The sequence below is a fragment of the Rhodanobacter sp. 7MK24 genome (assembly GCF_014842995.1).
In the GTDB taxonomy this organism is placed as follows: Bacteria; Pseudomonadota; Gammaproteobacteria; order Xanthomonadales; family Rhodanobacteraceae; genus Rhodanobacter_A.
In genome coordinates, this window is sequence record NZ_JACYXL010000003.1 from 536,567 (window position 1) to 561,429 (window position 24,863).

Below are 24,863 nucleotides of genomic sequence, written 5' to 3' on the forward strand. Positions count from 1 at the left end.
CGCCCGCCTCCAGCGTCACGAACGCGTGCCATCCGATCCGCAATAGCGCGCGCCGTCGCCCGCTGCGCCTGCGAACGCCGGCCATGCGCTTACTTGGTGAGGATCAGCTTGTCGTTGCGGGTGAGCCGCAGGTGGTATTCGCTGCCCTGGTGCTGGATCACCAGTTCGCGCCCGCCTTCCAGCAGCGACTGGCTGCTGATGCGGCGCACGGCGGCTGTCGTTTCGTCGGCACGGGAACGCAGTGAAAGACGCGGCAGCTTGCGGATGCTGGCAGCCGGCAAACTCAAGGTAGTGGCGATCGACATGGATGACTCCGCTGTGAGCTTCAAGCGAAGTTTATGATAATGATTCTCATTAACATGTCAATCGACGCGATTGGCAGAGCCGGTCGCCGGCCTTACGCGACTGCCTGCGCCACCCGCTGACGCATCGCCTCGTCCAGCTTCGGCAACACGTCCAGCGCGTCTAGGTTGTGCTGCAGCTGTTCCAGCCGGCTTGCGCCCAGCATCACCGTGGACACATGCGGATTGGCCACGCACCAGGCGATCGCCAGTTGCGCGGTGCTGCAACCCAGCTCGTCGGCAAGCGGCCGCAACCGCTGCACCTTCGCCACACGCTGGCCATGCTCGCCGAGCACCGTGTCGTGCAGCCATGCATAGTCTGGGTGCGCCAGTCGCGAGTCGGCAGGCACGCCGTCGTCGTACTTGCCGCTGAGCAGGCCCGAGGCCAACGGCGACCAGATCGTGGTGCCCATGCCGAAGTCCTGGTACAGCGGCGCGTATTCCACCTCGACCCGCTCTCGGTGCAGCAGGTTGTACTGGGGCTGCTCCATCGTCGGCGCCGTCAGGTGGTTCTCGCGCGCGATGCGATACGCCTCGCGGATCGCATCGGCGGGCCACTCGCTGGTGCCCCAATACAGCACCTTGCCCTGGCGTACCAGGAGATCCATCGCCGCCACGGTCTCTTCGATCGGCGTGTCCGGGTCGGGGCGATGGCAGAAGTAGAGATCCAGGTAATCCACGCGCAACCGCTGCAGCGCCTGGTGGCAGGCTTCGACCACGTGCTTGCGCGACAGCCCGCGCTGGGTCGGCTTCGGATGATCGCTGGCACCGAAGAACACCTTGCTGGACACGCACCAGCTGTCGCGCGGGAAGCGCAGGTCGGCCAGCACATCGCCCATCAGCGACTCGGCCACGCCGTTGCCATAGGTCTCGGCGTTGTCGAAGAAATTCACCCCGCGATCCCAGGCCAGCGCCAGCATGTCGCGCGCCAGCGAACGCCCCACGCTCTTGCCGAACGTGGCCCAGGCACCGAAGGAGAGGACCGAAAGAGGCAGGCCGGATTGGCCAAGGCGGCGGTATTGCATGGGGGACTCCATCGACAGGCAGGGGCGATCGGTGTGTGCCGATCCTTCCGCATGCTGCGTCGGCGCATCGAACCAATGCAAGTCTTGCGCGTGTACGCGGCGTGCTTTGCATGAGCGATGAGGCCAGGCACCGGATGCAGTCGCCGGAATGGATCATATTTGAACAATATGGTCATATTTGAATATAGTGGCCTACCGGATGCCATGGCATCGCTCGCGGAGGTTCGCCCATGGATCGTCGCCGTTTCCTGCTCGCCGGCTCGGCCGCCGCTTCGATGGGCGCGCTTGGCCTGACCCGCACCGCTCGCGCCGACGCGACGGTCGCACCCGTCACCGTCGGAATGCGCCCGCGCCCCACGCCGCAGCAGTTGCGCTGGCAGCGCGACGAACTGGCCATGTTCGTGCATCTCACGGTGAACACCTTCACTGGCAAGGAATGGGGTGATGGCACCGAATCGCCCGGCATCTTCAATCCGCGCAAGCTCGACGCGCGGCAATGGGCGCGCACGGCGAAGCAGGCCGGCTTCCGCAGCATGATCCTCACCGCCAAGCACCACGACGGCTTTTGCCTGTGGCCAACCGCCACCACCCAGCATTCGGTGAAAAACAGCCCATGGCGGAACGGACAAGGCGACGTTGTGCGCGAGTTCACCGACGCCTGCCGCGCCGAAGGTCTCGGCGCCGGCCTCTATCTGTCGCCGTGGGATCGCAATGCGAAGGTCTACGGCAGCGGCGAGGCCTACAACGACTACTACATAGCGCAACTCACCGAACTGCTCGGCAACTACGGCAAGATCGTGGAGGTATGGTTCGACGGCGCCAACGGCGAGGGCCCGAACGGCCGCAAGCAGGCCTACGACTGGCCGCGTATCCACGCCACCGTACGCAAGCTGCAACCCGACGCGGTGATGTTCTCCGATGCCGGCCCCGACGTACGCTGGATCGGCGACGAGAAAGGCGTAGCCGGCGAAACCTGCTGGTCCAGCATCGCCCCGGCCAGCGTGCCCTATCCCGGCTACGACCGCCCCTGGGTCGGCGACCTGCTGGGGCACGGCGACCCGCACGGCAGCGCGTGGCGCCCGGGCGAATCGGACGTGTCGATCCGGCCCGGTTGGTTCTGGCACCCCGAGGAGGACGACGAGGTGCGCTCGCCCGACGCGCTGATGGAGCTTTACTTCAGCTCGGTGGGCCGCAACAGCAAACTGCTGCTCAACGTGCCGCCGAACCGCGACGGGCTGTTCGAAGATACGGACATCGCGTCGCTGCAAGGCTTCACCGCCAAGCGCACCGCGTTGCTCGCCGCCAATCTGCTGCAAGGCGCCAGCGTGCACGCCAGCAGCAGCGACATCGCGCACCCGGCCTCCAACGTGCTCGACGCCAATCCCGACGCGTACTGGAGCGCCGCGCGCAGCGTGCGCAATGCGTGGCTGGAATTCGAACTGCCGCATGAGGTCGAATTCGATACGCTGGAACTCGGCGAAGCAATCGCGCTGGGCCAGGGCATCGCCAACCATCGCGTGGAAACCTGGAACGAGGGCGCGTGGCAACCGTTGGCCTGGGGTACCACCATCGGCCACAAGAAACTCACGCGCTTCGACCCGGTGCGTACGAGCAGGCTGCGCATGTTGCTGGAATTCGCCTACGACACGCCACGGCTTTCGCGCGTGGCGGTCTACCGTGGTCCGGATCGCCGATACGGGCCGGGACACAACGAGAAGTGACGGCAACCGGTCATGAAGACGGGCGCAGCCAATGATCCAGGAAGGCCAACAGGCGCGCCCGGTACTCCATGCCGCCGTACTTGCAAAGATCGACATGGGCCGCGCCGCGGACTACCCATAATGCCTTGGGTTCTGCCGCTGCCTGGTACATCGCCATCGACTCGGCCAGGCGCGTGTGCTGGTCGGCATCGCCGACGATGAGCAGCTTCGGTACGCGAATCTGACTGATCCGGTCGATCGGTCGCATCTGCTCCATTGTTACGCCAAGACGCGGCTTGACAGTGACAGCCAGCAAAGGTGCAAGCCAACGCCCTACAACACCCGCGTGCAACTCCAACCGATCATCCAGCGCCTGGGACAGCGTGGGATAAACCTGTTCGAGCACTATCGCATTGGCATCCAGCGGCGGGTCGGCCAACAAGATCGCCGCACCACCCATCGACGTGCCCACGATGCCCACACGCTCGCCCGGAGCCAGTCGCTTCAGTTCGGCCAACGCCGCGGCCGCATCCCGTGACTCCAGATAACCGAAGGTGATCCCGCTGCCACTGCTTTCGCCGGAAGCCTGGAAGTCGACGAGCATCACGGAATAGCCGGCGTCATGCAGGAACCTCGCCCTGTCCAACATGCTCAGCCGATTGGCGCGTACGCCATGGAGCAGCAGCACCGCACCCTTTCCTGATCCCGGTGCGAACCAGCCGTGCAGGAGTGCGCCGGAGGCGCTCTCGATCGACACATCGCGCGCAGGAAAGTCCGCTGGCGGCGCACCGATGATGGCACGCGCCGGATGCGTCAATACGACGCCCGCGATCCAGATGGCCGCCGACAGCGCGAGTACCACGGCACCCACTCCGATCGTGACCGTTTTCAGGGTCCGTCGCTTCGACATGAATGCATCCAGCCAGCCATCAAGCGACACGCGCATTGCACCAACCAATGCGCAAAGTGCAATACAACCGCAATCACGTCACCCCGCCATTGCTCCCTTGCAACGACTGCCGCGCGCACGAGTCGATGCTCTGAGCGCACTCGGCCCGCATTTTCGATACGGGCCGTGTGCGCTCTGAAAAGCGACGAACCTCAGTTGACGGTGAAGTCGGTGACCTTGAAGGTGATGTGCGCCGTGGCGTTCTCGCGATCAAGCAGCATGGCAATGCCGTACTTGTCCAGATAGGCGTAATGCGACCTGCTGGTCGTCACACCATTCCTGTTGATGAAGTCACAGTCGAGACTGCGCGCGGAACCGGCAATCTTCGGGTTCAGATCCGCCGCACTGAATGCGGCGCCCATGGTGCACTTGGTCTGGCTGTCGACCGATCCGCGCGGCTGCCCCTCGTAGGTTTCGGTGAACTCATAGTCCAGTTGGTTGCGGCCGCTCGAGACGGCATCGAAATGGGAAATGGCGTTGGTCTCGATGATGCGTGGGGCGTAAGTCTGGTCCAGCCGCACAAGCTGAGAACGCAAATTGAAGATGTTCCGATAATTGAGATTCAGCGCCAAGTTCACGGGAATGCCATTGGCCGACATCGTCACGACGCTGCGCATCATGCCGTTTCCCTGATTTTCAACCACCCAGTGGTAATCGAATTGAGAAACATCGGTGCCGCCGATCTTCTTGTTGATGGTCTGCCCTTCCACAACGATCCGACCGAACCCGGCGGGACTCGCATCCATGTTGACGACATCGTTGCGAACCTCGGCAGACAACTCATACGGCGAGAACTCGCGGCTCACATAGCCATCGGTGTCCTGCATGATCGACTTGACCGTCGTTTGCCCCTGTGTGACTGGCGGCCGCACCGCGGAAGGCGGCACGCAACCCGCCAGCAAAACGGCAGCCGTCGCCGTAAACACGCCACCTACGATCTTCCCTTGACGCATATCGCTCCCCCTGTGAACACGATGCAAGAAAGCTGGTGTGGGTGCATGGCTTCGACCATTCCACACCACCGAAACCAGTTCGCCGATATTACCGATAAACGCCCGTTGCCAGCCAAGCCGACGATCAAAATGCCCGCAAGCCGCGCGACAAAGGTTCTGGCTCAACCGCTGCGAAAAACTGGCAACCATATCGCCCGCCGTCCTGCCCAGGCACAACGGGAAGTGGAGCGGCCTCAGGCGCTCTCGGCCGCGTAGGCCGCCAGTGCCTCGAACAGGTAGTCGTAGACCAGCCGCACGCGACGGTTCGCCCGCTGGTCCTCGTGCATCACCAGCCAGGTGTCCAGGTCCAGTCCGAATGCCTCGGGCAAGACCGGCACCAGTTGGCGTTCGCGGCGGGCAAGCGCGCGCTGGCATGCACCTATGCCGTAGCCGGCGCGCAGTGCCGCCAGTTGCGCCAGCCCGCTGTCGGTGCGCAACGCGAAATGCTCGCGCGCAAACACCTCTCCGCCCGGTGCGCGGCCGCGCATCGCGCGCAGGGCCGGCGTCTCGCGATCGAAACCGATCAATGCGTGCCGATGCAGATCGGCCAACGTGTCCGGCGTGCCGCGTTCCTTCAGGTATCGCCGGTGGGCATACAACCCCAAGCCGATGGCACCCACGCGCCGCGCCACCAATGCAGCCTGGCTGGGCCGCAACATGCGCACGGCGATGTCGGCGTCCTTGCGCAGCAGATCCTCGGGCGCGTCCGACAGCGAAAGCTCGATCACGATGCCGGGCTGCTGCCGGCGCAGGCCGGCCAGTATGGCGGGCAGCACCTCGCCGCCGATCACCTCGCTGCAAGTGATGCGAACCACACCGCGCACCTCCTGCCGGCTGCCCGAAGCCGCGCGCCGCAGCGCGGATGACGCGGCGGCCATGCCGCGCGCATGTTCCGCCAGTTCGGACCCCACCTCGGTCAGCATCAATCCCTGCGGGGAGCGCGTGAACAGGGCCACGCCCAGCGTCGTTTCCAATTGCCGCACGTGCCGCCCCAGGCTGGGCTGGGTCATGCCCAGCATGCGCGCAGCCGCGGACAGGCTGCCTTCGCTCGCTACCGCGAGAAAGGAACGGTAGAGGTCCCAACCCGGCTCGTTGACATCCATACATTTATTTATAGCAAACATTCGACATTAGGCAATTTTCAAATATGCAGTCCTGTACCAGGCTGGCTCCACCCATCCAGGAGTACCGCCATGAACACATCGAAGACAACCCTGATCCTCGGCGCCACCGGCGGCGCTGGCGGCGCGATTGCCGCGGCCCTGCTGCGCCGTGGCTGGACGGTGCGCGCGCTGGTACGCAACGCTGACCGCCCCGGCCTCGATCCACGCATCGAATGGCGCGAAGGCGATGCGATGCACGCCAGCGACGTGGCGCGAGCCGCCGCCGGCGTAGACGTACTGGTCCACGCGGTGAATCCGCCGGGCTACCGCGACTGGGACAAGCTGGTGCTGCCGATGCTGGACAACAGCCTTGCCGCAGCGCGCGCCAATGCGGCACGCCTGGTGCTGCCGGGCACGGTCTACAACTACGGCCCCGACGCCTTCCCCCTGCTTGCCGAGGATGATCCGCAGCAACCGCTGACCCGCAAGGGCGCTATCCGCGTGGTCATGGAACGGCGGCTGGCCGAGGCCACCGACGTGCGCAGCCTGACTCTGCGCTGCGGCGACTTCTTCGGGCCGCGCGCGGGCAACAACTGGTTCGCGGCGATGATCAAACCGGGGCGCCCCGCACGCAGCCTGCTTTACCCGGGGCGTCATGGCCTGCCGCACGCCTGGGCCTATCTGCCCGACGTGGGCGAAACGGTGGCGCGCCTGCTGGAGCGCGAAGGCGAGCTGGAACGCCATGCCCGCTTCCACTTCGCCGGCCATCACGTGGACGAAGCCGCCCTGCTTGCCGCCGTGCGTCGCACCACCGGCAATGCCGCGCTGCCGCTGCGTGCCTTCCCATGGTGGCTGACATGGCTCGCCGCGCCGTTCGTGGTGATGCTGCGCGAACTGCGCGAGATGCGCTACCTGTGGAGCGAGCCGCTGCAACTGGACAATCGCCGGCTGCTGGCGTGGCTGGGCGAGGAACCGCACACCCCGCTGGAGCAGGCCGTCGAAGCCACCTTGCGCAGCTTCGGTTGCGTGGAGTGAGCCCTACATTGCCTACGCTGATCTGATGTGATCAGCGCTCTGATGGTTCGCGGTCTCTGGAGTGACCCTGGGCCGTTCCTGTACCGAGACTCAGTTCGCCGATGCGGTCGGGATCTTGACGACGCTGATGCAGTCAGCATGGTCCCGTAGAAAAGTGGCAGGTCATTGGCGCCTCACCGCCTACCAGCGAGACGCCTTAACCTTTACTCAGCCGAGAAGTGAGCCAAGGTTTTGCTGAATTCGCTGACCATGGTCTTGGAGTGCATCAAGATGGCGAGACCATACTTTTCCAGGTAGCTATAACGAATGGTACTCATCGCAATCCCGTTCGCATTTAGCACCTGACAGTCCACATCGTGAGCCTGCCCCTGGATATCTGGGTTGAGTTGCGATCCTGGATAAGAAGCACCCGCCTTGCAGTCGTAGCGAAGTTGCTCCGTTACCCCACCCCGGATTTGGTAGCCAAAATGAGCACCGCTGATGGATCCATCGGAATACTGGAAATCGGAGAGGTTTATGATTCGCGGCATCGCCGTCGCGTTAGCCGGAACCGTCTGTGCACTGAGAGTGATCAAGCCCTGATACGTCAGCGCGAAGAGGTCGCTGACTTCGAAACCATTTGCCTTTGTCACCACCAATTGTTTGACAAAGCCATGGCCTGCACCCACATACAAGTCGCTACTTTCCATCGCCTGCGGCACGGCAGCTCCCGCCTTGTCGTATACGACCTTGGCGTCAATGCTGATGCGCTTGAAGTCGTTATGGCCCGACTCGCTTCGCACAACAGCGCCGATAAGCTGCTTGGGCAACATCTCGGGCGTGAACTGCCTTGCCAGATACGACTCCTTGTCGTGCAGAACCGCCGCGACGGAAGGACTGTCCAGCCCCCCAACGGTCGAACCGGTGGCTTGAGCACATACCGCCGTCGCCGGCACTGCAAAGGCAAGAACAGCCCACAATTTCTTGCTGACAGAATCCATTTGCTTCCCCTGGTTTTGAAGGCCTTCCCGACTTCACGACGCAATGGCGGCCAGCAGTATGGCGCGTAATCCATACCATGATCTTCATTGCACGACACCGATCTCGGCATCTTGCACAAGGGTGTCCTGACCTTGCAAGAGGAAGGATTCGGGCCTGTCACAACCGATTAGCAGAGTACGCTGTGCCCTTCAAAGCAAGTTGACGACCGCCAGCAGGGTCAAGCCAGCAAACACGCCGGCGATCACATCGTCCACCATCACGCCCATGCCACCCTTGAGGCGTCGGTCGAACACGCGGATCGGCCACGGCTTCCATACGTCGAACAGGCGGAACAGCGCGAAGCCGAGGATCACCGCCCACCATGGCGCCAGCAGCGCGGGCAGCAGCGCGATCCATTGGCCGATGAACTCGTCCCACACCAGGGCACGATGGTCGTCCACGCCCAGTGCTCGGCCAGCCACCTCGCAAGCCCATACGCCCAACGCGAAACCCAGCACGATCACCAGCAGGTTCAGCGGCAACGACAGCTCGCGCAGCAACAGCCACGGCAGGATCGCCGCCAGCGAGCCGAAGGTGCCCTGCGCCACCGGCGCGAGGCCGGAGCCGAGGCCGCAGGCGATCCAGCCCGCGGGCGTGGCAAGCAGTGCGCTGCGCTGCGCGGCGGTGAGTGCCTTGCGTTCAACGGGAGTATTCATGCGGCGAAATGATCCCAGCCCGCACGTCCGGGTTCCAGCCAGCGGCCGTCCGCATCACGCACGCGCACGCCCTCGCCCGCCACGATGCTGCCGATGCGCGTGGCGCCGCAGCCCAGCCGCGCCAGGTCGATCTGTACCTCGGCCACGCGCGCGACAGGCACGGTGAAGCACAACTCGTAGTCGTCGCCGCCGCCCAACGCGAAATCGCGTGCGGCCACTTCGTCGAACAGACCCAGCAATGCAGGCGAGCGCGGCAGCAGGGCCGCGTCGATCTCCGCGCCCACACCGCCAGCGTCGCAGAGATGACCGAGGTCGGCGAGCAGGCCGTCGGACACGTCGAGGCAGGCACTGGCGCGGCCACGCAGCGCCAATCCCGCCGCCACCCGCGGCATGGGGCGATTCAGGCGATCGATCAGCACATCGCGCATGGACGTCCGGGCGTCCGTCTGCATCGGCCCTTGCAGGCAGCGTAGCCCTGCCGCCGCATCGCCCAGCGTGCCGGTGACCAGCACGGCGTCCCCCACGCGCGCGCCGGCGCGTGTCAACGCCTGTCCCGGCGGCACGAAGCCGTGCACGGCCACGCTGAGCGTGAGCGGACCGCGCGTGGTATCGCCTCCCACCAGCGCCAGCCGATGTGGCTGTGCCAATTGCGCGAAGCCGTCGGCAAGACCGTCGATGAAGGCCGCATCGGGCTGCGGCAAGGTCAGCGCAAGCAAGGCCCAGGCCGGTACGGCCCCCATCGCGGCGAGATCGGACAGGTTCACCGCCAGCGCCTTCCAGCCGATGTCGGCCGGCGCGGTGCCCTGCGGGAAATGTACGCCCTCGACCAGGGTGTCGATCGCCACCGCCAGTTCCTGCCCCGCAGGTACGGCCAGCAGTGCGGCGTCGTCGCCAATGCCCAGGCGCACGTCCTCGCGCCCCAGCGCCGTGCGCTCGCGGATACGGTCAATGAGGCGGAATTCCATGGCGGATCTGCAGCAGGGATGACCCAAGAGCAGAGCATCCGCGCGCACGCGACGCAAGCCCGTGACCTGCGGCGCATGTGCCGGGGCCGCATGCGTGCAAGGCTGGCTGCACTTCCCCGCCGGAGCTTGCCGCCATGCACTGTGCCCGTTTCCGTCCTGCCGTCCTGCCACTTGCCCTGCTCGCGGCCGCACCGATGCTGGCTGCAGCCTCGCCATCCGCACCCGGCGACGCAGCCGTGCTGGCGCCGGTCCAGGCCTTCTTCGCGGCCATGTCGCGCTACGACCAGGCAGGCATGCGCGCGCAAGTGTTGCCTGCGGGCATGGCTACGCTGATGCGCCACGGCAAACCGGAACAAATCGCGCTGGGCGACTTCGTCGACCATGTGAAGCCGGGCAAGGCGAGCATCGAGGAACGCATCCGCGACCCGCAGGTGCGCGTGGACGACAACATCGCCGTGGTATGGGCGCCCTATGTCTTCCTGCTCGACGGCAAGCCGCACCACTGCGGCACCGACGTCTTCAACCTGGCACAGGTGGACGGGCGCTGGCTGATCACCGGCATCGCCGACAACAGCCGCGATTGCCCGGCGAGGTGAGTCGCCCGCTCAGCGGGCAAACACCAGGGCAGGCTCGCCGTGGTAGGTGGTGCGCCGCCACTCGCGGAAGCCGGCTTTCGCGGCCACGCGGATGGAGGCGGCGTTGCCTTCGTTGATGAGGCACACCGCACGCATACCCGGCAGATGCACATCGGCCCAGGCAGTCGCCGCAGCGATCGCCTCGCTCGCATAGCCATGGCCATGGGCTTGCGGTGACAGCACCCAACCGAATTCCAGCATTCCGACCAGCGAGGGCTCGATCTCGCGACGGAAGTCGCCGAAGCCGATGTCGCCGACGTAACGGCCGCCGGCCTTTTCCTCGACGGCCCAGTAGCCAAACCCGAGCATGCTCCACATGCCGCGCGAACCCAGCATGCGGCGCCATGTTTCCTCGGCGGTGAACGGCCGGCCGCCGATGTAGCGCACTACCGCCGGATCGGCCCACATTGCCGTGCAGGCGTCATGGTCGTCGGGACGATGCGCGCGCAGGCGCAGCCGCGCAGTTTCCAGCTCAGGCACGGACGAGACGCCCATGCCGGTCATCAGCCACGCTTCTCGGTGCTGCGCAGTTCGGCAGCCAGCTTGTCCAGCACGCCGTTGACGTAGCTGTGGCCGTGGTCGGCACCGAAGCGCTTGGTGACCTCGATCGCCTCGTTGATGACCACGCGGTACGGAACGTCGGGACGGTGCTTCAGCTCGTAGGCGGCGAGGCGCAACGCGGCGCGCTCGATGGGATCGACCTCGGCCACTTCGCGATCGAGGTAGGGGCGCAGCGAGGCGTCCAGCTCGGCGACGTGCTGCTCCACGCCATGCAGCAGATCCTCGAAGTAGTCGAGGTCGGCCACTTCCATGTCCTGCTCGTGGCGGAACTGCTCGATCACCGCATTCATGTGGCTGCCGGAAAGCTGCCACGCATACAGCGCCTGCAGCGCACGGCGGCGGGCGCGCGAGCGCGCGGCAAGGTCGATGCCTTCGGGGCGCGCGTGCATCAAAGCTGGCCGTACAGGTTGACCATCTCCAGCGCGGCCATCGCCGCGTCGGCACCCTTGTTGCCGGCTTTGGTGCCGGAGCGTTCGATGGCCTGCTCGATGGAGTCGGTCGTGAGCACGCCGAACGCCACCGGCACGCCGGAATCGAAGCCCGCCTTGGCCAGCCCCTTGGCGCACTCGCCAGCCACATAGTCGAAATGCGGCGTCGAACCGCGGATCACCGCGCCCAGTGCGATCACCGCGGCGTAACGATTGGCGCACTCCCGGGAGCCATTGAGCAGCTTGTGCACGGCGGCAGCGATCTCCCACGCGCCAGGCACGCGGATCAGGTCGATGTCGTCGTCTTTCACGCCATGGCGCACCAGCGCATCGCGCGCTCCGGCCACCAGCGGCTCCACCACGAAGCCGTTGAAACGGCCTGCGACGATGGCAAATCGGCCCTTGGGCGTGGCGAAATCGCCTTCGATGGTCTTCATGTCAGCAGCAATCCTTGACGGGCCTGGCGCCCATGCGAGAAGGGTATTTTACGGGTTTGGGGGCAACGCTGCTTGGAATCCCTACCTCAGTCCTGAAGACGCTTACACCCATCGCAGCTCATGAGTAACCAAGAAAGACAGCTGTCAGCGCTAGTCACGAATCGCGTCGCCAACGCAGACCTTGGCTTTGGACGATCCCGCACCCATGGTGCACACCTGGGAAGTGCTCACCGCCAGGGTCGCCACAATGACCAAACGCATACTTCACGTCGTCACCAACGTGACCCACTACGCCGACCCATCCGAGCCGACCGGCCTGTGGCTGTCGGAACTGACCCACGCGTATCAGGTCTTCGCCGAGCGAGGTTGGGCGCAGCGGATCGTGAGCCCGAAGGGTGGCATCTCGCCGCTGGAGCCGCGCTCCCTCAAATGGCCGAACATCGACGCGACCGCGAAGGCATGGCTGACCGACGATGCCCGCATGGCACTCCTGTCGGAAACCGCCCAGCCCGACCAGATCGATCCGGTGGAGTTCGATGCGATCTATTTCACGGGCGGACACGCGGTCATGTGGGACTTCCCCGATGACGCAGGGCTGCAGCGGATCACGCGCGACATCTATGAGCGCGGCGGCATCGTTTCGTCTGTCTGCCATGGCTATTGCGGCCTGCTGAACACGAAGCTGTCGGACGGCACGCTACTGGTCGCCGGACGACGGATCACCGGCTTTGCATGGGCAGAGGAAGTGCTGGCCGGGGTCGCCCGAAAGGTGCCCTACAACGCCGAGCAAGCCATGAGGCAGCGCGGCGCGCACTACGAGAAGGCGTTGCTGCCGTTCACTTCGAAGGTCGTCGCCGACGGCCGACTGGTAACCGGCCAGAATCCGCAATCGGCCAGGGCGACGGCGAAGAAGGTTGCAGCGCTGCTCTGAGCTCGATGCACGCCGACGCCTTGCACGCACCTTGCGGTTGCCGACATCCGCTTTGAGGAGAGGATCGCCGCACGATCGTTGCATCCGGGAAAAGCTGCGGGATTAGGCCTTGGGAATAGACAGCGCGACCTGGGGGAATGGTTGATCTGTATAGAAAGCCATCCATGACTGGAGTCCGCAGGTCGGGATAAGCTGCAGAACTAGACTTCATTCAACAACCGAATCCAAGTTAAAACTCAATGACTCCTCCCCGCAAAGTTGTTCTTCATTCGCTGCACGGCTATCGCACTGAGCTCGATGGAATCGTTGCGCAATGGATCAAGGAACAGGTCGGCCATGTCGGAGTGGTTGGAGTTGACGCGGCAAGGATCGAGGGCGCCATTGACGAGCTGTGCGTCGGAGACGGTTCGCACCCCTACTTCATGCTCACCGCTTCCCACGACACAAATGAAACTCTTCAAGACGCAGTCCTTCTCGCAGAACAGCTTTCAGGCGAGCTCGCAGGCCATGTACGCGTCGTAGAGTTCTAACCTTTCATCCAAGTTGGACGGCTCCGCCGCCGCTTAACTCCAGAGTCATGAGCAATCCATATGAAACTCAGCGATCTTGAAAAATCGGCGCTGCAGCTGAATGAGCTCTACGAGCAGCTTGAGATCAAGAAGTATGGACGCGCCTGGACCACGGAAGAACTGATGCTTGGTTTCGTAGGGGACGTGGGCGAACTGGCGAAGCTCATCCAGGCAAACGCCGGCATCCGGGATATTGACGGCTACAAAGCAAAACTTGGCCATGAATTGTCGGATTGCTTGTGGTCGATCATGGTTCTTGCAAGCAAGTGTGACATTGATTTGGAGGCGGAGTTTGTCAGAAACACCCGAGAACTGATCGAATATGTATCTGGCGAGCTTGGCACATAGCAATTCATCCGGGCCGGCACCGTTTCGCGGAGCGCTTTGGTTCAGGCGTCGGCCGTCAAGGGAGATTTCGCATGAATGAACGAACCGACCCGGTTGTACAGATACTCGACTCGTACAAGGCAGCCGTCTTTGCCAAAGACGTCGACGCATTCGCAGCTCTCTATGACGATGACGTGCATGTCTTCGACATGTGGGGCACATGGTCGCTTCACGGCATCCAGTCGTGGCGAAACATGGCGGATGGCTGGTTTTCTTCCCTCGGCACCGAACGCGTTGTTGTTGATGTCAGAGATGCTCAATCCACTGTGGCCGGGGCGTTGGCCATTGGGCGCGCGATCCTTACATACACCGCGGTATCAGCCGAAGGGAAAGAGCTGCGATCGCTCAGCAACCGCATAACGATAGGGTTAAAGCGCTCCGACGAGTCATGGAAAATCTTCCACGAGCACACGTCCGCACCGATCGATCAAGAATCCTTGAAAGCCATACTGAACTATTCGGGTAACGACTGATTATTCATCCGAGCGGACGCCCTGTCGCCGCTTAAATCAAGCGTCGGATGGCGGCGGCGAGATCGAAGGAGAATCCCGTGGCGAAGACGGAAATGATCCATGGCTCCTGCCGCTGCGGCATTGTTCGATGGCGCTTCAAAGGAGTGCCCGAGTCAGCTACGGCGTGCAACTGCACCGCATGTCACCGCTATGGCGCGCTGTGGGCCTATGCTTATGAAGAGGAAGGCATTGACGTCTCGGGCCCTACCCAAACCTACACGCAGGGAAGATGGGTCGTGTTTCATTTTTGCGCCGTCTGCGGCTGCGTGGCCTACTGGCGCGGTTTGAAGGACGACAACAATAGGCTGCGCCCCATGGGGGTCAACCTGCGGCTGGCCGACCTGGAGAGCGTTGCGCAGATTCCCATCGTCCGTCACGACGGGCTTGCCACTACGGATGACTTGCCACGAGACGGTCGATGCGTCGCTGACTATTGGTTTTGAATCGTTCTCCCTGTCATGGGCAGCATCTGGGGGACGCGGGAGGATGTCGGGTAGACGGTGCTGCCTGCCCGTCGAGTTCTGCAATGATGATTCTGCCGCTTGCGCTTGCGCTTGCGCTTGCGCTTGTGCCAAGGCGAGGCAAGGCAAGGCAAGGCAATCATCTAATGCTTCGTTCAATGCGGATGGCTTCGCCACCGCTTAGCTCAGTCGCCAGCCACAGGAAGATGAGTCGTATCGGTCACAGGCAGGCATTCGACCGGGATTGATCGGGACATGTACCGATCCGAGTCCGTGCAGGCACGAGCACTGAAACGCCAGCCCGCGCAGTCGCGGGCTCTCGCACGAACAGGCACCCAGAAATTCATCGTAGGAGCGACCATGATGCGTATCTGCCTACTCGCCTTGCTGTTGTTCGCCGCTCCCCTCATGGCGCGCGAGCCCGGGGCACTCCCTGCGGGCAGTGCCATCGACCGGCAGGTCGAAAAGCTTATGGAGCACACGGGCGCCAGGGGCGTGGCCATCGCCGTCATCGACCGCGGCAAGGTGATCTACATCAAGGCCTATGGCGACCGGAACGCCAAGGGCGACCCGCTGCGTACCGACACGGTCATGTACGGCGCTTCGCTGACCAAGACCGTTTTTGCTTATACGGTGATGCGACTGGTCGACCAGCACCGCATCGATCTGGACACGCCGGTCGCCGCATATCTCGACAAGCCGCTCCCTGCCTACGACACCGAGGCGATCTATCGGGACAAGTACGGTCCGTACAAGGACCTCGCCGACGACGAGCGCTGGAAGAAGATCACCCCGCGCATGGTGCTGACCCATTCGACGGGCTTCCTGAACTTCTATTGGCTTGAGCCCGACCACAAACTGCGCATCCATTTCGAGCCGGGCTCGCATTTCAGTTATTCGGGCGAAGGGATGATCCTGCTGCAGTTTGCGATCGAGAACGGCCGCAAGTCACAACACCTCGGCGTGGACGTCGGCGACCTCGTGCAGGAGAACGTGTTCGAGCCGCTCGACATGAAGCGCAGCTCGCTGATGTGGCGTGCCGACTTCGCCGGCAATCTCGCTGACGGCTGGAACGACAAGGGCGAGCCGCAGCCGCATGACAGGCGCTCGAAGGTCCGTGCCGCCGGCTCCATGGACACGACCATCGACGACCTCTCGAAGTTCGCCGCGGCTCTGGTGAGCGGCAAGGGCTTGTCACCCGCTTCGCGCATGGAGATGGTCAAGCCGCAACTGCACATCGGAACGCGGACGCAGTTCCCGACGGTCCAGAAGGACCTGCCTGTCGACCAGCAGCGCAAGGACCTGTATGCCGGGCTCGGCGTGGTCGTGTTCGATGGCCCGCAGGGGCACGGCTTCTTCAAGGGTGGCCATGACGAGCAGACCGGCAACACGCTTGTCTGCATCGAGGCCCATGAGCGATGCGTACTGATCCTCGCCAACGACGTGCGAGCCGAAGCCGGCTTTGCCGATCTTGTCCGCTTCATCCTTGGCGACACCGGTGTGCCCTACGAGTGGGAATACGGCGATCAGGCGGGGAAGTCGAATTAGAAGTGCGCTGGCGAGCCCTCGATATCGGGCCTATCTTCCAGTGCACGGCAACAGCGTCTGCGGTGCTTTTCTCGTGCAATAAGGGCGGCAGTTCATATGAGCCGACGCCATTTCGCGGCGCGGATTGATTCAAACATCAAGCATTCCGAGGCTTCGCCATGAAAGTGCAAATCCAAGAGCTCTTGGAAAAGGTCCAGAGCACCGCAGACTTCGGTTTCGTGCCGTTCCACTCGATCAACGATACGAATGCATCAACGATACGAATGCCCTGGGGGACAATGCGCTTCATTGCGTCTGCGTCTGGGGAGATCTCGAAGCCGCCAAACTGCTCGTCGAAAGCGGCATCAATCTGCATCAAAAGGGCGAATTCGGCTTTACTCCACTTCGGGTAGCCTCCGACTTCGGGCACTCGGCCATCGTGGCGTACTTGCTTGCCGCAGGTGCAGATCCTTCGACACTCGATGCTCCGGAAGTCTTTGATCACGAGGCCAATGCGAGACACATGAATTCGCTTGGCGAGCAAATCAAAGGACTGGAAGATCAAGTTGCGCATTGTGCTGCCGGCGCGCCCGGCAGCGCGGCCTAGCTACGCGCTCGACCCTGCCTGCAGGGGCTGGCTGCCTGCTCGATCAAATTCTCCGGTGGCAAAAGCCGCGCAACTCAGGCGTTACGCGGCAGTCCCGCCCACCGTCATCGCATCGATCTTCAACGTGGGCTGGCCCACGCCTACCGGCACGCTCTGGCCGTCCTTGCCGCAGACACCCACGCCCTCGTCGAGCTTCATGTCGTTGCCGATCATGGAGACGCGGGTAAGCACGTCGGGGCCACTGCCGATCAGGGTGGCGCCCTTCACGGGAGCGGTGATCCTGCCGTCCTCGATCAGGTAGGCCTCGCTGGCGGAGAACACGAACTTGCCGTTGGTGATGTCCACCTGGCCGCCGCCGAAGTTGGGGGCATAAAGACCCTTCTTCACCGAACGGATGATTTCCTCCGGCTCGTGGCTGCCGCTGCGCATGTAGGTATTCGTCATGCGCGGCATCGGCAGCGCGGTGAAGGATTCGCGACGGCCGTTGCCTGTAGGTGCCACGCCCATCAGGCGTGCGTTGAGCTTGTCCTGCATGTAGCCCTTGAGGATGCCGTCCTCGATCAGCACGGTGCAGTTGGTCGGCGTGCCTTCGTCGTCCACGCTGAGCGAGCCGCGGCGACCGGGCAGCGTGCCGTCGTCCACCACGGTGACGCCGGGCGCAGCCACGCGCTGGCCGAGGCGACCGGCGAAGGCGGAGCTGCCCTTGCGGTTGAAGTCGCCCTCCAGGCCATGGCCGATCGCCTCGTGCAGCAACACGCCGGGCCAGCCGGGACCGAGTACCACGGTCATCTGGCCGGCAGGGGCATCGACGGAATCCAGGTTCACCAGCGCCTGGCGCACTGCCTCATCGGCGAAGGCCAGTGCGCGGCCGTTCTCGATCAGCTCGCGGTAGCCGTAACGGCCGCCGCCGCCCGCATAGCCTTGCTCGCGGCGGCCGTTGGCCTCGGCGATCACCTGCACGTTGAGGCGCACCAGCGGACGCACATCGGCCGCGAGCGTGCCGTCGGAGGCGGCGATCAGCACGGTGTCGATCGTGGCGGCGATGCTGACGATGACCTGGGTAATGCGCGGGTCGCGCGAGCGTGCGTAGGCGTCCACCTCACGCAGCAACGCAATTTTGTCCGGATTGGGCAGGCTTTCCACCGGGTCGATGGCCGGATAGAGCTGCCGCGCGTTGCCCAGCGCTAGCGGCTGGCCGGCACCGCGACCATCCTGCGCGATGGCGCGCGCGGCCCTGGAAGCTTCCAGCAGCTGCGGCAGCACGATTTCGTCGGAATAGGCGAAACCAGTTTTCTCGCCGGAAATCGCGCGCACACCCACACCCTGCTCGATGGAATGGCTGCCGTCCTTGACGATGCCCTCCTCCAGTGTCCACGACTCGCTGCGCGAGTGCTGGAAATACAGGTCGGCGGCATCGATGGACGGCCCCATCAATTGCGCGAATACGCGCTCCAGGTCGCCAGTGGCGAGTCCGCCGGGGGTAAGCAGCCGGCTCTGGGCCTGGGCGATCAGGGAATCCATGGGTCTTTAGTGTCGATGCGGTGAGAGTCGTAAGAATGGGGGCGCAACGCGTGAAATCAAAGCCGTGTCAGCGACCGGTCGAGGACGCCGCGGCGGGCAACGCCTGCGACGGATCGCGCAGCGGCATCGTGATGGCGGGACTGGACGACGACGCGGCGGGCAACAAGGGCGGTACGGTCACGGGGGCCGATGCGGCGGGCACATCGTTCTTCTCCACCAGGGTCATCACCGGTTTGTCCCAGCTGCCGGTGACGTGATAGCGGTAGCGCGTACTGGCGATCTTGTTGAGGCCCTTGCCCAGGATGCCCTGCACGGCCAGGCCTGCGGCGGCGCCCACCGGACCGCCCACCACCGCGCCGATGACCGGCAGGCTGTTGCCGATATGCGGAGTCGCCTGCACGTACTGGTCGTAGTCCTTGGCGCGCAAACCGGTGCGACCGGTGATGCTGATCTGCACGGCCGGCCCCTTGATGGCCAGGTTGTTGGTGGTGGCATTGCCGTCGGCGAGCTGGAAATCGCCCTTGATCGAATCGAAGCCGAGGCCCTTGCCGAACACGTCGCCGAAATCCAGCGTCAGGCGGCGCGGCAATTCGGCCAGCGAGATGAGGCCGAACAAACGCCCCATGCCGGGCGCCACTTCGGGGATACGCCCATCGCTGACGTCGACAGCCAGCGTGCCGGTGGCGTTGGCGAGGCTGAAGGCGGAGGGGGAGCCAGGCCAACTCGCGTCCAGTTGGTCTTCCGTCTTGCCGCCGTTGACCAGACCGGTGTAGCCGAACGCGGCAAGCATCTTGCCGAGGTCGTCGGCGGCGAAGCCGATGTGCATGCGGGTGTGGCTGTTGGCAGGCGTGCCGTTCCAATCGCCGCTGCCGGTGATCTGCACGCTGGGCGACAGCGCGCGCAACTGGTCGATGTGCATGCCTTGCGTCGTGGGCCAGGTTTCCAGCCGGGCCTCGCCCAGCTTGGCGTCGCCGAAACTCAATTCGCCCACCCACAGGTGCAGCGGCGGCAGCGCGGCGGGATTGATGCCGGTGTTGGCGGGATCTTCGACGGGCTGGTTGGCGGCTGCCTTGCCGGCAGGTGCAGGCGGGTTGGGCCAGTGCAGATGGGTGAGACGCGCGGTGATGCCGCGTTTGTCGAGATCGTTGTCGGGCACGGTGAAGCGGCCTGCCAACGCCGCGCCGTCCACGTCCACCTGCAAATGGCCGACGGCTGGCGTGGCCTGCAAAGTCATCGCGCCCAAGGGGTGGTCGAACCACTCGGCGTGGTCGGTGCTCACGTCCACGCTTTCCAGCGCGGGGCCGCTGCTCGTACCCGCTGCGCTACTCGCACCCACTGCGCTACTCGTGCTGCCTGCGCTGCCCGTGGCGGCGCCGCTGTTGCCGGAGGTGAGGGCGACGGCCTGCTGCACCCAGCCGGTCACGTCCAGCTTGGCCGCATGACCGCGGATGCGCAGACCTTGCGCGGGCAGCTCGGCGGGCATCTGCGTACCGAACGCCAGCGTGCCGGCCAGCGGCTTGCTGCCATCCGCCAGGCGCAGATGGCCGCGCGCCTGCTCGCCCAGCTGCACCTTGAGATCGGCGCCGCTCACCGGCAGTGCCAGCACGAGATGCAGCGGCAACGCGGTCGCGGCGTCCTTCTTCAGCGGCACCGGCACCTTCAACACCATGCCGGTCAGCGTGGAGTCGATGGTGAGGGTTTGCGCCAGTTCGCCGCCATCGGCCGGCGCAGCGAGGTTGAAACCGATGTTGAAGACGCTGCGGCCCTCGCCCAGCGGCGCCAGCCAGTCCAGCGAGGGATAGCCGTTGGTGATGTCGGTCAGGCTGTAGATGCCGCTCAGCTTCGCCGCCACCACGGTATTCGGATTGCCGGTCGCGCCGGCAATGGCCAGGTCCAGCGTGGAGGGCTGGCCGTGTGCACTGCCGTTCAATGGGCCGGCATGGAAGCCCTTGCCGTCGAAGGTGGCCGGACCGTTGAGCTTGTCGAGCTTGAGGCTCCAGTCCTCGTCGTTCACGTCCACATCGTTCAATTGCGCATTGCCAGCGAGCTTGAAGTTCTGCGGCGCGCCCAGCGGCAACGAGAGATGGAAGTCGAAGCTGCCGCTGCCGCCCAATGTCAGCTTGGCCAGCTGGTCGGCCTGCTTGCTCGCGATGGGGCTCTTCAGCACGAAGCCCAACAGGTCGGCGCCGTTGCCATGGCCATCGACGTTGAGATCCAGCGTGCCGTTGGCGAATTCCGGGATCAGCGCCACCACCTTGTCGGCCTTCACGCCGAGCGACTGCCCGGTATCGGCCTGCACCAGCATGCCGCTGTCGATGAAGCTGGCGATGGCGTGGACACCGGTGGCCTCGGGCCAGTCGGCGGCGTAGCGGAAGCCGAGGCCGCTGATTTCGGCGCGCGCTTCGAAACGACCTTCGTTGTGCTGGAACGGCCAGTCCCTGAGGTCGCCACGTACCAGCGCTTCGGCGTGGTCAATACTGCCGCCGACCAGCGCACGATCCAGCCATGCCACGGTAGGCGGCGGCATCACATTGACCGGCCAGAACAGCTTGGCGGCAACGACGTCGGCATGCGTCAGGCTGGTATAGATGTCGAGGAACGGCGGACCGCCGGCGTCATGCAGGCGAATCTCGCCGCGTGCCTGGCCGCCGTAACCCTGTCCCTCGAAATCCAGCGCATCGACGCCGACATGCCAGTCGTCGTCCGCATGCCAGAACGCCAGCGTACCGGCCACGTTAGACATGACGAAGGGTTGGCGGAACACGTGCGTGGCGCGTACCGTCGTCGCCTGTGCGGGCAGCTCCAGCGATACCGCCTCGCTGTCGCCGCGCAACGTGCCATCGAGGCCGTCCACGCCGGGCAGCGTGCCGACCGGATCGATGGCAAGACCGCTGAACGTGGCGCCCAGGCGCTGCAAGCCGCCGGCCTGCGACCATGCCAGCGACACGTTGTCGAACTTGCCGCGTGGCCGCCCGCCGCCCAGCCATGCGGCCAGCGCGGGCGACAGTTTGGGAGCGAGACCCAGCCAAGGCATCAACGGCGCGATCTGCAGGTCGCGCGCAGCGGCCTGCACGGAGAGCCGAGGCGTGCCGGGATCGTGCAGCCACACCGCAAGCGCACTGCGGTCGTCGCCAGCCCAGCGCAGTTCATAACCATTGGCAGTGCGCGTGAGTTCGGCCTCGCCATGCAGCGCGGGTACCTCGGCACTCCCGTTCGTGCCGGTGATGCGCATGCCGTCGAGATCGAAGCGGCTGAGGTTGCGCACCACCTTGCCCTGCTTCCAGTCCAGCCATGCGGCCACGTCGCCCTTGCCGCCCTGCACGGTGTAGCCGCCCAGATCCACTCCTGCAAACAGCGCGGCGAGGTCGAGCTGCCGCCCCGACAGCCACACCCTGCCGCTGCTGCCGTCGTCGCGGAAATCTCCTGCACCGTGCAGCACGCCCGGCGCACCCTCGCGGCGCAGCAGCGCGCCGACGCGGATGTGGCTGCCCCGCCGGCTGAGCCGCAGTTGACTGGCGATCAGGCTGTAATGCTTGCCGCTGGCCTCCTCGGTGATGTCGAGCCGCAGATCGTCCAGCCACAGTTCCACCGAGAGCCGGCCGAAACCGGGCTGCTGCGAACTGCCGCCGGTGCCGAGGCCGTTGACGTGCCAGCTGCCGTCCCTGGCGTGACTGAGGTCGAGCTGCAGGCCGTGCGTGCGCAGGTTCAGCAGGTGCCGCGTGGGCAACCAGCCGCCAAAATCGATCTGCAATTCGGATTCGGGAATGTGGATGGTCTTGCCTGCGCCCCCCGGCGGCACGCCCACGGTGACATCGCGCAGCACGAACCGCGGACCGGAGCCGCTCCATCCGCTTTGCAGCGAGGCGAAGCTGATCGGGCGCTCCAGCTTCGCGGACAACTCGCGCGCCACCCACTCGGGATGCCGTGCCACCAGCGGCACCAGCAACTGCGCCAGCGCCATCAGCACGGCCAGCGCGATCACCGCGATGCCGGCGAACCAGCCCAGTGCGAGCGCGACAAAGTGCAGCCGCCGCTGCCAGCCGGCGTTCATCGGGGGGCCACGGCCATGGCGACTGGGTTACAGCAGAACCACATCAAACTGTTCCTGCGAATAATGTTCCTCGGCTTGGAAGCGTATGCTTTTGGAGATGAACTCCTCCAGTTCGGCCACCGCGGCGGACTCTTCTTCGAGGATGCGGCCGACCACGGCGGGGCTGGCCATCACCAGCAGCTTCTCGGCGTTGAACTGGCGCACCGCGCGGGTGATCTCGCGGAAGATCTCGTAGGTCACCGTCTCGGCGGTCTTCAGCGTGCCGCGCCCGCTGCAGGCCGGGCACGGTTCGCACAGCTGGCGTTCCAGGCTTTCGGTGGTGCGCTTGCGGGTCATCTCCACCAGGCCCAGCGAAGACATCGGATATACCGTGGTCTTGGCGTGATCCCGCGCCAGCCCCTTGGCCAGCATGCGCAGCACCTGGCGCTTGTGCTCCTCGTCGACCATGTCGATGAAATCGATGATGATGATGCCGCCGAGGTTGCGCAGCCTGAGCTGCCGGGCCGCCGCCTGCGCCGCTTCGAGATTGGTGCGGTAGACGGTTTCCTCGAGATTGCGCGTGCCGAGGTAGGCGCCGGTGTTCACGTCGATGGTGGTCATCGCCTCGGTCTGATCCACCACCAGATAGCCGCCCGACTTCAGCGGCACCTCCTTCTTCAGCGCGTGCTGGATCTCGTCCTCCACGCTGTACAGGTCGAAGATCGGCCGCTCGCCGTCGTAGTGCTCCACCCGGTCGTCCAGGCTGGGCATGAACTTGTGCACGAACTTCACCACCTTGTCGAAGGTTTCGCGCGAGTCCACGCGCACCTTCTCGATGTCGTCGGTGAGCATGTCGCGCAGGCTGCGCAGCGGCAATGAAAGCTCCTCGTACACGCGCTCGCCCACGCGGGTCTTGGCGATGTTCTCCTGCACCACGCGCCACACTTTGCCGAGGTAGGTCACGTCGAAGGCCAGCGATTCGGCGCTCTGCCCTTCCGCATTGGTGCGCACGATGTAGCCCAGCGGGTTCTCGCCGACCAGGCTGCCCATCACCTCGCGCAGGCGCGTGCGCTCGGTCTCGTCCTCGATGCGCGCGGAAATGCCCATGGTATGGGCGTACGGCAGCAGCACCAGGTAACGCGAGGGAATCGACAGATGCGCGGACAGGCGCGCCCCCTTGCTGCCGATGGGATCCTTCACCACCTGCACCACGACCTCCTGGCCCTCGTGCACCAGCTCGCTGATCGACGGCGTATGGCCATTGCCGTGGCCGTTGCCCTCGGCGCCTTCCGGCAACGCCGGGCGCACGATGTCCGAGGCGTGCAGGAAGGCGGCGCGATCCAGCCCGATCTCCACGAACGCGGCCTGCATGCCCGGCATCACCCGTTGCACCCGGCCCTTGTAGATGTTGCCCACGTAGCCGCGCTTGGAGGCGCGCTCGACATGCACTTCCTGCAACATGCCGTTCTCGACCACGCCCACCCGCGTCTCGCGCGGAGTCACGTTGATCAGGATCTCTTCGCTCACTGCGTAACTCCCCGAATAGAAAGCCTTTATAGCGGTTGCCTGGCATAACTGTCGATGCGCGGCGCAGGGTGCAAAAAGCCGAATGTTTTGCTAAGCCCGAACGGCGACAATAGGCCTCCCCGTCCCGGCTTGGACAATGGACCTGGCATGAAATTGCTGCTGGTGGAAGACTCCGAACGCTTGCGCCAGACCCTGCGCCACGGCCTGCAGGGCGCGGGTTTCACCGTGGATGCCGCCGGCGACGGCATGGAAGCCTGCGGCTTCCTGACCAGCTACGACTACGAACTGGTGGTGCTGGACCTGATGCTGCCACGGCTGGACGGCATCGGCGTGCTGCGCAGCCTGCCCGCCAGCGGGCGCCGGCCGCGCGTGCTGGTGCTGTCCGCCCGCGACCAGGTGCCCGACCGCATCGAGGCGCTGAACGCCGGCGCCGACGACTACCTGGTCAAACCCTTCGCCTTCGACGAACTGGTGGCCCGCCTGCACGCGCTGTCGCGGCGCCCGCAGCAGGCCCGGCCCGACGTGCTCAGCCATGGTGCGCTGAGCTGGGATCCGCGCTCGCACAGCACCAGCGTCAACGGCCAGCCGCTGGCGCTGACGCCACGCGAATTCGCCGTGCTCGGCCTGCTGCTGCGCCACCGGGGCCGCGCCTTCAGCCGGCAGGAGATCCTCGACCGCACCGCGGGCAGCGACAGTGAGGTGTCGGACCGCAGTGTGGAGGTGCTGGTGTTCGGTCTGCGGCGCAAGCTGGACGCGGCGGGCGTCGCCGGGTTGATCGAGACGCGGCGCGGGGCGGGGTATTTGATCCCGTGAGGACGTTTCATTACTCGCTTGCGCTCATTCTCCCTTCTCCGGCTTGCGGGAGAAGGGTTGGGGTAGAGGGTGCTTTTGCTTTGGCTGCGTTATGGCAAGTAACAGAGCGGTTTCGTCCACCTGCCGGTGGC

25 protein-coding genes are annotated in these 24,863 nt (G+C 64.8%); 9 read left to right on the forward strand and 16 right to left on the reverse strand.

Annotated elements, in window-relative coordinates; translation table 11 throughout:
- Positions 1-89 precede the first annotated feature (89 nt).
- Entirely contained in the window at positions 90-305 is a 216-nt protein-coding gene (locus IHE49_RS08915; protein WP_192156966.1) for a hemin uptake protein HemP, read from the reverse strand.
- Between the two features lie 92 nt (positions 306-397).
- Complete coding sequence (locus IHE49_RS08920; RefSeq protein ID WP_192156968.1) at positions 398-1,366, reverse strand: aldo/keto reductase; 969 nt, start codon at positions 1,364-1,366, stop codon at positions 398-400.
- A 230-nt stretch (positions 1,367-1,596) separates the two neighbouring features.
- Here IHE49_RS08920 and IHE49_RS08925 point away from each other — a divergent pair, with 230 nt between their 5' ends.
- Positions 1,597-3,087 (forward strand): alpha-L-fucosidase, encoded by a 1,491-nt coding sequence (locus IHE49_RS08925; protein ID WP_192156970.1) that lies wholly within the window; start codon positions 1,597-1,599, stop codon positions 3,085-3,087.
- A 10-nt stretch (positions 3,088-3,097) separates the two neighbouring features.
- Here the strand turns inward: IHE49_RS08925 and IHE49_RS08930 are convergent, their stop codons facing one another.
- The 3 genes from IHE49_RS08930 to IHE49_RS08940 all read right to left on the reverse strand — a co-directional run bounded on the left by IHE49_RS08930 (position 3,098) and on the right by IHE49_RS08940 (position 6,110).
- Positions 3,098-3,976 (reverse strand): alpha/beta fold hydrolase, encoded by an 879-nt coding sequence (locus IHE49_RS08930; protein ID WP_192156972.1) that lies wholly within the window; start codon positions 3,974-3,976, stop codon positions 3,098-3,100.
- A 191-nt stretch (positions 3,977-4,167) separates the two neighbouring features.
- Positions 4,168-5,157, reverse strand: coding sequence for a hypothetical protein (locus IHE49_RS08935; protein WP_192156974.1), 990 nt, complete (start codon positions 5,155-5,157; stop codon positions 4,168-4,170).
- Between the two features lie 44 nt (positions 5,158-5,201).
- A complete protein-coding gene (locus IHE49_RS08940; protein ID WP_192156976.1) occupies positions 5,202-6,110 on the reverse strand; it encodes a LysR family transcriptional regulator in 909 nt (302 codons plus the stop codon).
- Between the two features lie 90 nt (positions 6,111-6,200).
- Here IHE49_RS08940 and IHE49_RS08945 point away from each other — a divergent pair, with 90 nt between their 5' ends.
- Positions 6,201-7,145 carry an NAD(P)H-binding protein gene (locus IHE49_RS08945; protein WP_192156978.1) on the forward strand — a complete coding sequence of 315 codons (945 nt, stop codon included), beginning with the start codon at positions 6,201-6,203 and terminating at the stop codon, positions 7,143-7,145.
- 203 nt (positions 7,146-7,348) lie between these two features.
- Here IHE49_RS08945 and IHE49_RS08950 read toward each other — a convergent pair whose 3' ends face one another.
- From IHE49_RS08950 to thiL, 3 genes are all read right to left on the reverse strand, one after another.
- Positions 7,349-8,125, reverse strand: coding sequence for a hypothetical protein (locus IHE49_RS08950; RefSeq protein ID WP_192156980.1), 777 nt, complete (start codon positions 8,123-8,125; stop codon positions 7,349-7,351).
- 189 nt (positions 8,126-8,314) lie between these two features.
- Positions 8,315-8,821 carry a phosphatidylglycerophosphatase A gene (locus IHE49_RS08955; RefSeq protein WP_192156982.1) on the reverse strand — a complete coding sequence of 169 codons (507 nt, stop codon included), beginning with the start codon at positions 8,819-8,821 and terminating at the stop codon, positions 8,315-8,317.
- Complete coding sequence (thiL, locus tag IHE49_RS08960; RefSeq protein ID WP_192156984.1) at positions 8,818-9,786, reverse strand: thiamine-phosphate kinase; 969 nt, start codon at positions 9,784-9,786, stop codon at positions 8,818-8,820. The genes IHE49_RS08955 and thiL overlap by 4 nt, the downstream gene beginning before the upstream one ends.
- A 134-nt stretch (positions 9,787-9,920) precedes the next feature.
- Between thiL and IHE49_RS08965 the strand changes: the two genes are divergently transcribed.
- Entirely contained in the window at positions 9,921-10,382 is a 462-nt protein-coding gene (locus IHE49_RS08965; RefSeq protein ID WP_192156986.1) for a nuclear transport factor 2 family protein, read from the forward strand.
- A 9-nt stretch (positions 10,383-10,391) separates the two neighbouring features.
- Here the strand turns inward: IHE49_RS08965 and IHE49_RS08970 are convergent, their stop codons facing one another.
- The 3 genes from IHE49_RS08970 to ribE are packed head-to-tail and all read right to left on the reverse strand — an operon-like array spanning position 10,392 to position 11,847.
- Entirely contained in the window at positions 10,392-10,925 is a 534-nt protein-coding gene (locus tag IHE49_RS08970; protein ID WP_192156988.1) for a GNAT family N-acetyltransferase, read from the reverse strand.
- Positions 10,925-11,371, reverse strand: a complete 447-nt coding sequence (nusB, locus tag IHE49_RS08975; RefSeq protein WP_192156990.1) for a transcription antitermination factor NusB — start codon at positions 11,369-11,371, stop codon at positions 10,925-10,927. Before nusB ends, IHE49_RS08970 begins: the two co-directional genes overlap by 1 nt.
- Positions 11,371-11,847, reverse strand: coding sequence for a 6,7-dimethyl-8-ribityllumazine synthase (gene ribE, locus IHE49_RS08980; protein WP_192156992.1), 477 nt, complete (start codon positions 11,845-11,847; stop codon positions 11,371-11,373). Before ribE ends, nusB begins: the two co-directional genes overlap by 1 nt.
- A gap of 205 nt (positions 11,848-12,052) precedes the next feature.
- Between ribE and IHE49_RS08985 the strand changes: the two genes are divergently transcribed.
- Positions 12,053-12,778, forward strand: a complete 726-nt coding sequence (locus tag IHE49_RS08985) for a type 1 glutamine amidotransferase domain-containing protein (RefSeq protein ID WP_225578289.1) — start codon at positions 12,053-12,055, stop codon at positions 12,776-12,778.
- 236 nt (positions 12,779-13,014) lie between these two features.
- Here the strand turns inward: IHE49_RS08985 and IHE49_RS08990 are convergent, their stop codons facing one another.
- Positions 13,015-13,239, reverse strand: coding sequence for a hypothetical protein (locus IHE49_RS08990; protein ID WP_192156994.1), 225 nt, complete (start codon positions 13,237-13,239; stop codon positions 13,015-13,017).
- A 129-nt stretch (positions 13,240-13,368) separates the two neighbouring features.
- Between IHE49_RS08990 and IHE49_RS08995 the strand changes: the two genes are divergently transcribed.
- The 4 genes from IHE49_RS08995 (at position 13,369) to IHE49_RS09010 (ending at position 16,255) form a co-directional block, all read left to right on the forward strand.
- The gene (locus IHE49_RS08995; RefSeq protein ID WP_192156996.1) at positions 13,369-13,695 is read left to right on the forward strand and encodes a MazG nucleotide pyrophosphohydrolase domain-containing protein; all 327 of its coding nucleotides are present in this window, start codon (positions 13,369-13,371) and stop codon (positions 13,693-13,695) included.
- Between the two features lie 71 nt (positions 13,696-13,766).
- Entirely contained in the window at positions 13,767-14,207 is a 441-nt protein-coding gene (locus IHE49_RS09000) for a nuclear transport factor 2 family protein (RefSeq protein ID WP_192156998.1), read from the forward strand.
- 77 nt (positions 14,208-14,284) lie between these two features.
- A complete protein-coding gene (locus IHE49_RS09005) occupies positions 14,285-14,689 on the forward strand; it encodes a GFA family protein (protein ID WP_343227560.1) in 405 nt (134 codons plus the stop codon).
- Positions 14,690-15,067: 378 nt separating this feature from the next.
- Positions 15,068-16,255 carry a serine hydrolase domain-containing protein gene (locus IHE49_RS09010; RefSeq protein ID WP_192157000.1) on the forward strand — a complete coding sequence of 396 codons (1,188 nt, stop codon included), beginning with the start codon at positions 15,068-15,070 and terminating at the stop codon, positions 16,253-16,255.
- A gap of 136 nt (positions 16,256-16,391) precedes the next feature.
- Here IHE49_RS09010 and IHE49_RS18590 read toward each other — a convergent pair whose 3' ends face one another.
- From IHE49_RS18590 to rng, 4 genes are all read right to left on the reverse strand, one after another.
- Positions 16,392-16,808: a hypothetical protein gene (locus IHE49_RS18590; protein WP_255523413.1), complete on the reverse strand. Its 417-nt coding sequence runs from the start codon at positions 16,806-16,808 to the stop codon at positions 16,392-16,394.
- A 114-nt stretch (positions 16,809-16,922) separates the two neighbouring features.
- Complete coding sequence (gene tldD / locus IHE49_RS09020; protein ID WP_192157004.1) at positions 16,923-18,362, reverse strand: metalloprotease TldD; 1,440 nt, start codon at positions 18,360-18,362, stop codon at positions 16,923-16,925.
- Between the two features lie 67 nt (positions 18,363-18,429).
- Positions 18,430-22,413 carry a YhdP family protein gene (locus IHE49_RS09025; RefSeq protein ID WP_192157006.1) on the reverse strand — a complete coding sequence of 1,328 codons (3,984 nt, stop codon included), beginning with the start codon at positions 22,411-22,413 and terminating at the stop codon, positions 18,430-18,432.
- A gap of 27 nt (positions 22,414-22,440) precedes the next feature.
- Positions 22,441-23,919 (reverse strand): ribonuclease G, encoded by a 1,479-nt coding sequence (rng, locus tag IHE49_RS09030; RefSeq protein WP_192157008.1) that lies wholly within the window; start codon positions 23,917-23,919, stop codon positions 22,441-22,443.
- A gap of 147 nt (positions 23,920-24,066) precedes the next feature.
- On the opposite strand from rng, the gene IHE49_RS09035 reads away from it, so the two are divergent.
- Positions 24,067-24,732 (forward strand): response regulator transcription factor, encoded by a 666-nt coding sequence (locus tag IHE49_RS09035; RefSeq protein ID WP_192157009.1) that lies wholly within the window; start codon positions 24,067-24,069, stop codon positions 24,730-24,732.
- Positions 24,733-24,863: the final 131 nt, after the last annotated feature.

Coding starts and splice junctions, on each gene's coding strand:
- IHE49_RS08915 (WP_192156966.1), bottom strand. CDS start 305: ATGTCGATCGCCACTACCTTGAGTTTGCCGGCTGCCAGCATCCGCAAG.
- IHE49_RS08935 (WP_192156974.1), bottom strand. CDS start 5,157: ATGGTTGCCAGTTTTTCGCAGCGGTTGAGCCAGAACCTTTGTCGCGCG.
- IHE49_RS18590 (WP_255523413.1), bottom strand. CDS start 16,808: ATGCGCAACTTGATCTTCCAGTCCTTTGATTTGCTCGCCAAGCGAATT.
- IHE49_RS09035 (WP_192157009.1), top strand. CDS start 24,067: ATGAAATTGCTGCTGGTGGAAGACTCCGAACGCTTGCGCCAGACCCTG.
- IHE49_RS08970 (WP_192156988.1), bottom strand. CDS start 10,925: ATGACCGGCATGGGCGTCTCGTCCGTGCCTGAGCTGGAAACTGCGCGG.
- thiL (WP_192156984.1), bottom strand. CDS start 9,786: ATGGAATTCCGCCTCATTGACCGTATCCGCGAGCGCACGGCGCTGGGG.
- IHE49_RS09000 (WP_192156998.1), top strand. CDS start 13,767: ATGAATGAACGAACCGACCCGGTTGTACAGATACTCGACTCGTACAAG.
- IHE49_RS09025 (WP_192157006.1), bottom strand. CDS start 22,413: ATGAACGCCGGCTGGCAGCGGCGGCTGCACTTTGTCGCGCTCGCACTG.
- IHE49_RS08930 (WP_192156972.1), bottom strand. CDS start 3,976: ATGTCGAAGCGACGGACCCTGAAAACGGTCACGATCGGAGTGGGTGCC.
- IHE49_RS09010 (WP_192157000.1), top strand. CDS start 15,068: ATGATGCGTATCTGCCTACTCGCCTTGCTGTTGTTCGCCGCTCCCCTC.
- IHE49_RS08965 (WP_192156986.1), top strand. CDS start 9,921: ATGCACTGTGCCCGTTTCCGTCCTGCCGTCCTGCCACTTGCCCTGCTC.
- tldD (WP_192157004.1), bottom strand. CDS start 18,362: ATGGATTCCCTGATCGCCCAGGCCCAGAGCCGGCTGCTTACCCCCGGC.
- IHE49_RS08925 (WP_192156970.1), top strand. CDS start 1,597: ATGGATCGTCGCCGTTTCCTGCTCGCCGGCTCGGCCGCCGCTTCGATG.
- nusB (WP_192156990.1), bottom strand. CDS start 11,371: ATGCACGCGCGCCCCGAAGGCATCGACCTTGCCGCGCGCTCGCGCGCC.
- IHE49_RS08920 (WP_192156968.1), bottom strand. CDS start 1,366: ATGCAATACCGCCGCCTTGGCCAATCCGGCCTGCCTCTTTCGGTCCTC.
- IHE49_RS08995 (WP_192156996.1), top strand. CDS start 13,369: ATGAAACTCAGCGATCTTGAAAAATCGGCGCTGCAGCTGAATGAGCTC.
- ribE (WP_192156992.1), bottom strand. CDS start 11,847: ATGAAGACCATCGAAGGCGATTTCGCCACGCCCAAGGGCCGATTTGCC.
- IHE49_RS08985 (WP_225578289.1), top strand. CDS start 12,053: ATGGTGCACACCTGGGAAGTGCTCACCGCCAGGGTCGCCACAATGACC.
- IHE49_RS08945 (WP_192156978.1), top strand. CDS start 6,201: ATGAACACATCGAAGACAACCCTGATCCTCGGCGCCACCGGCGGCGCT.
- IHE49_RS08950 (WP_192156980.1), bottom strand. CDS start 8,125: ATGGATTCTGTCAGCAAGAAATTGTGGGCTGTTCTTGCCTTTGCAGTG.
- IHE49_RS08955 (WP_192156982.1), bottom strand. CDS start 8,821: ATGAATACTCCCGTTGAACGCAAGGCACTCACCGCCGCGCAGCGCAGC.
- IHE49_RS08940 (WP_192156976.1), bottom strand. CDS start 6,110: ATGGATGTCAACGAGCCGGGTTGGGACCTCTACCGTTCCTTTCTCGCG.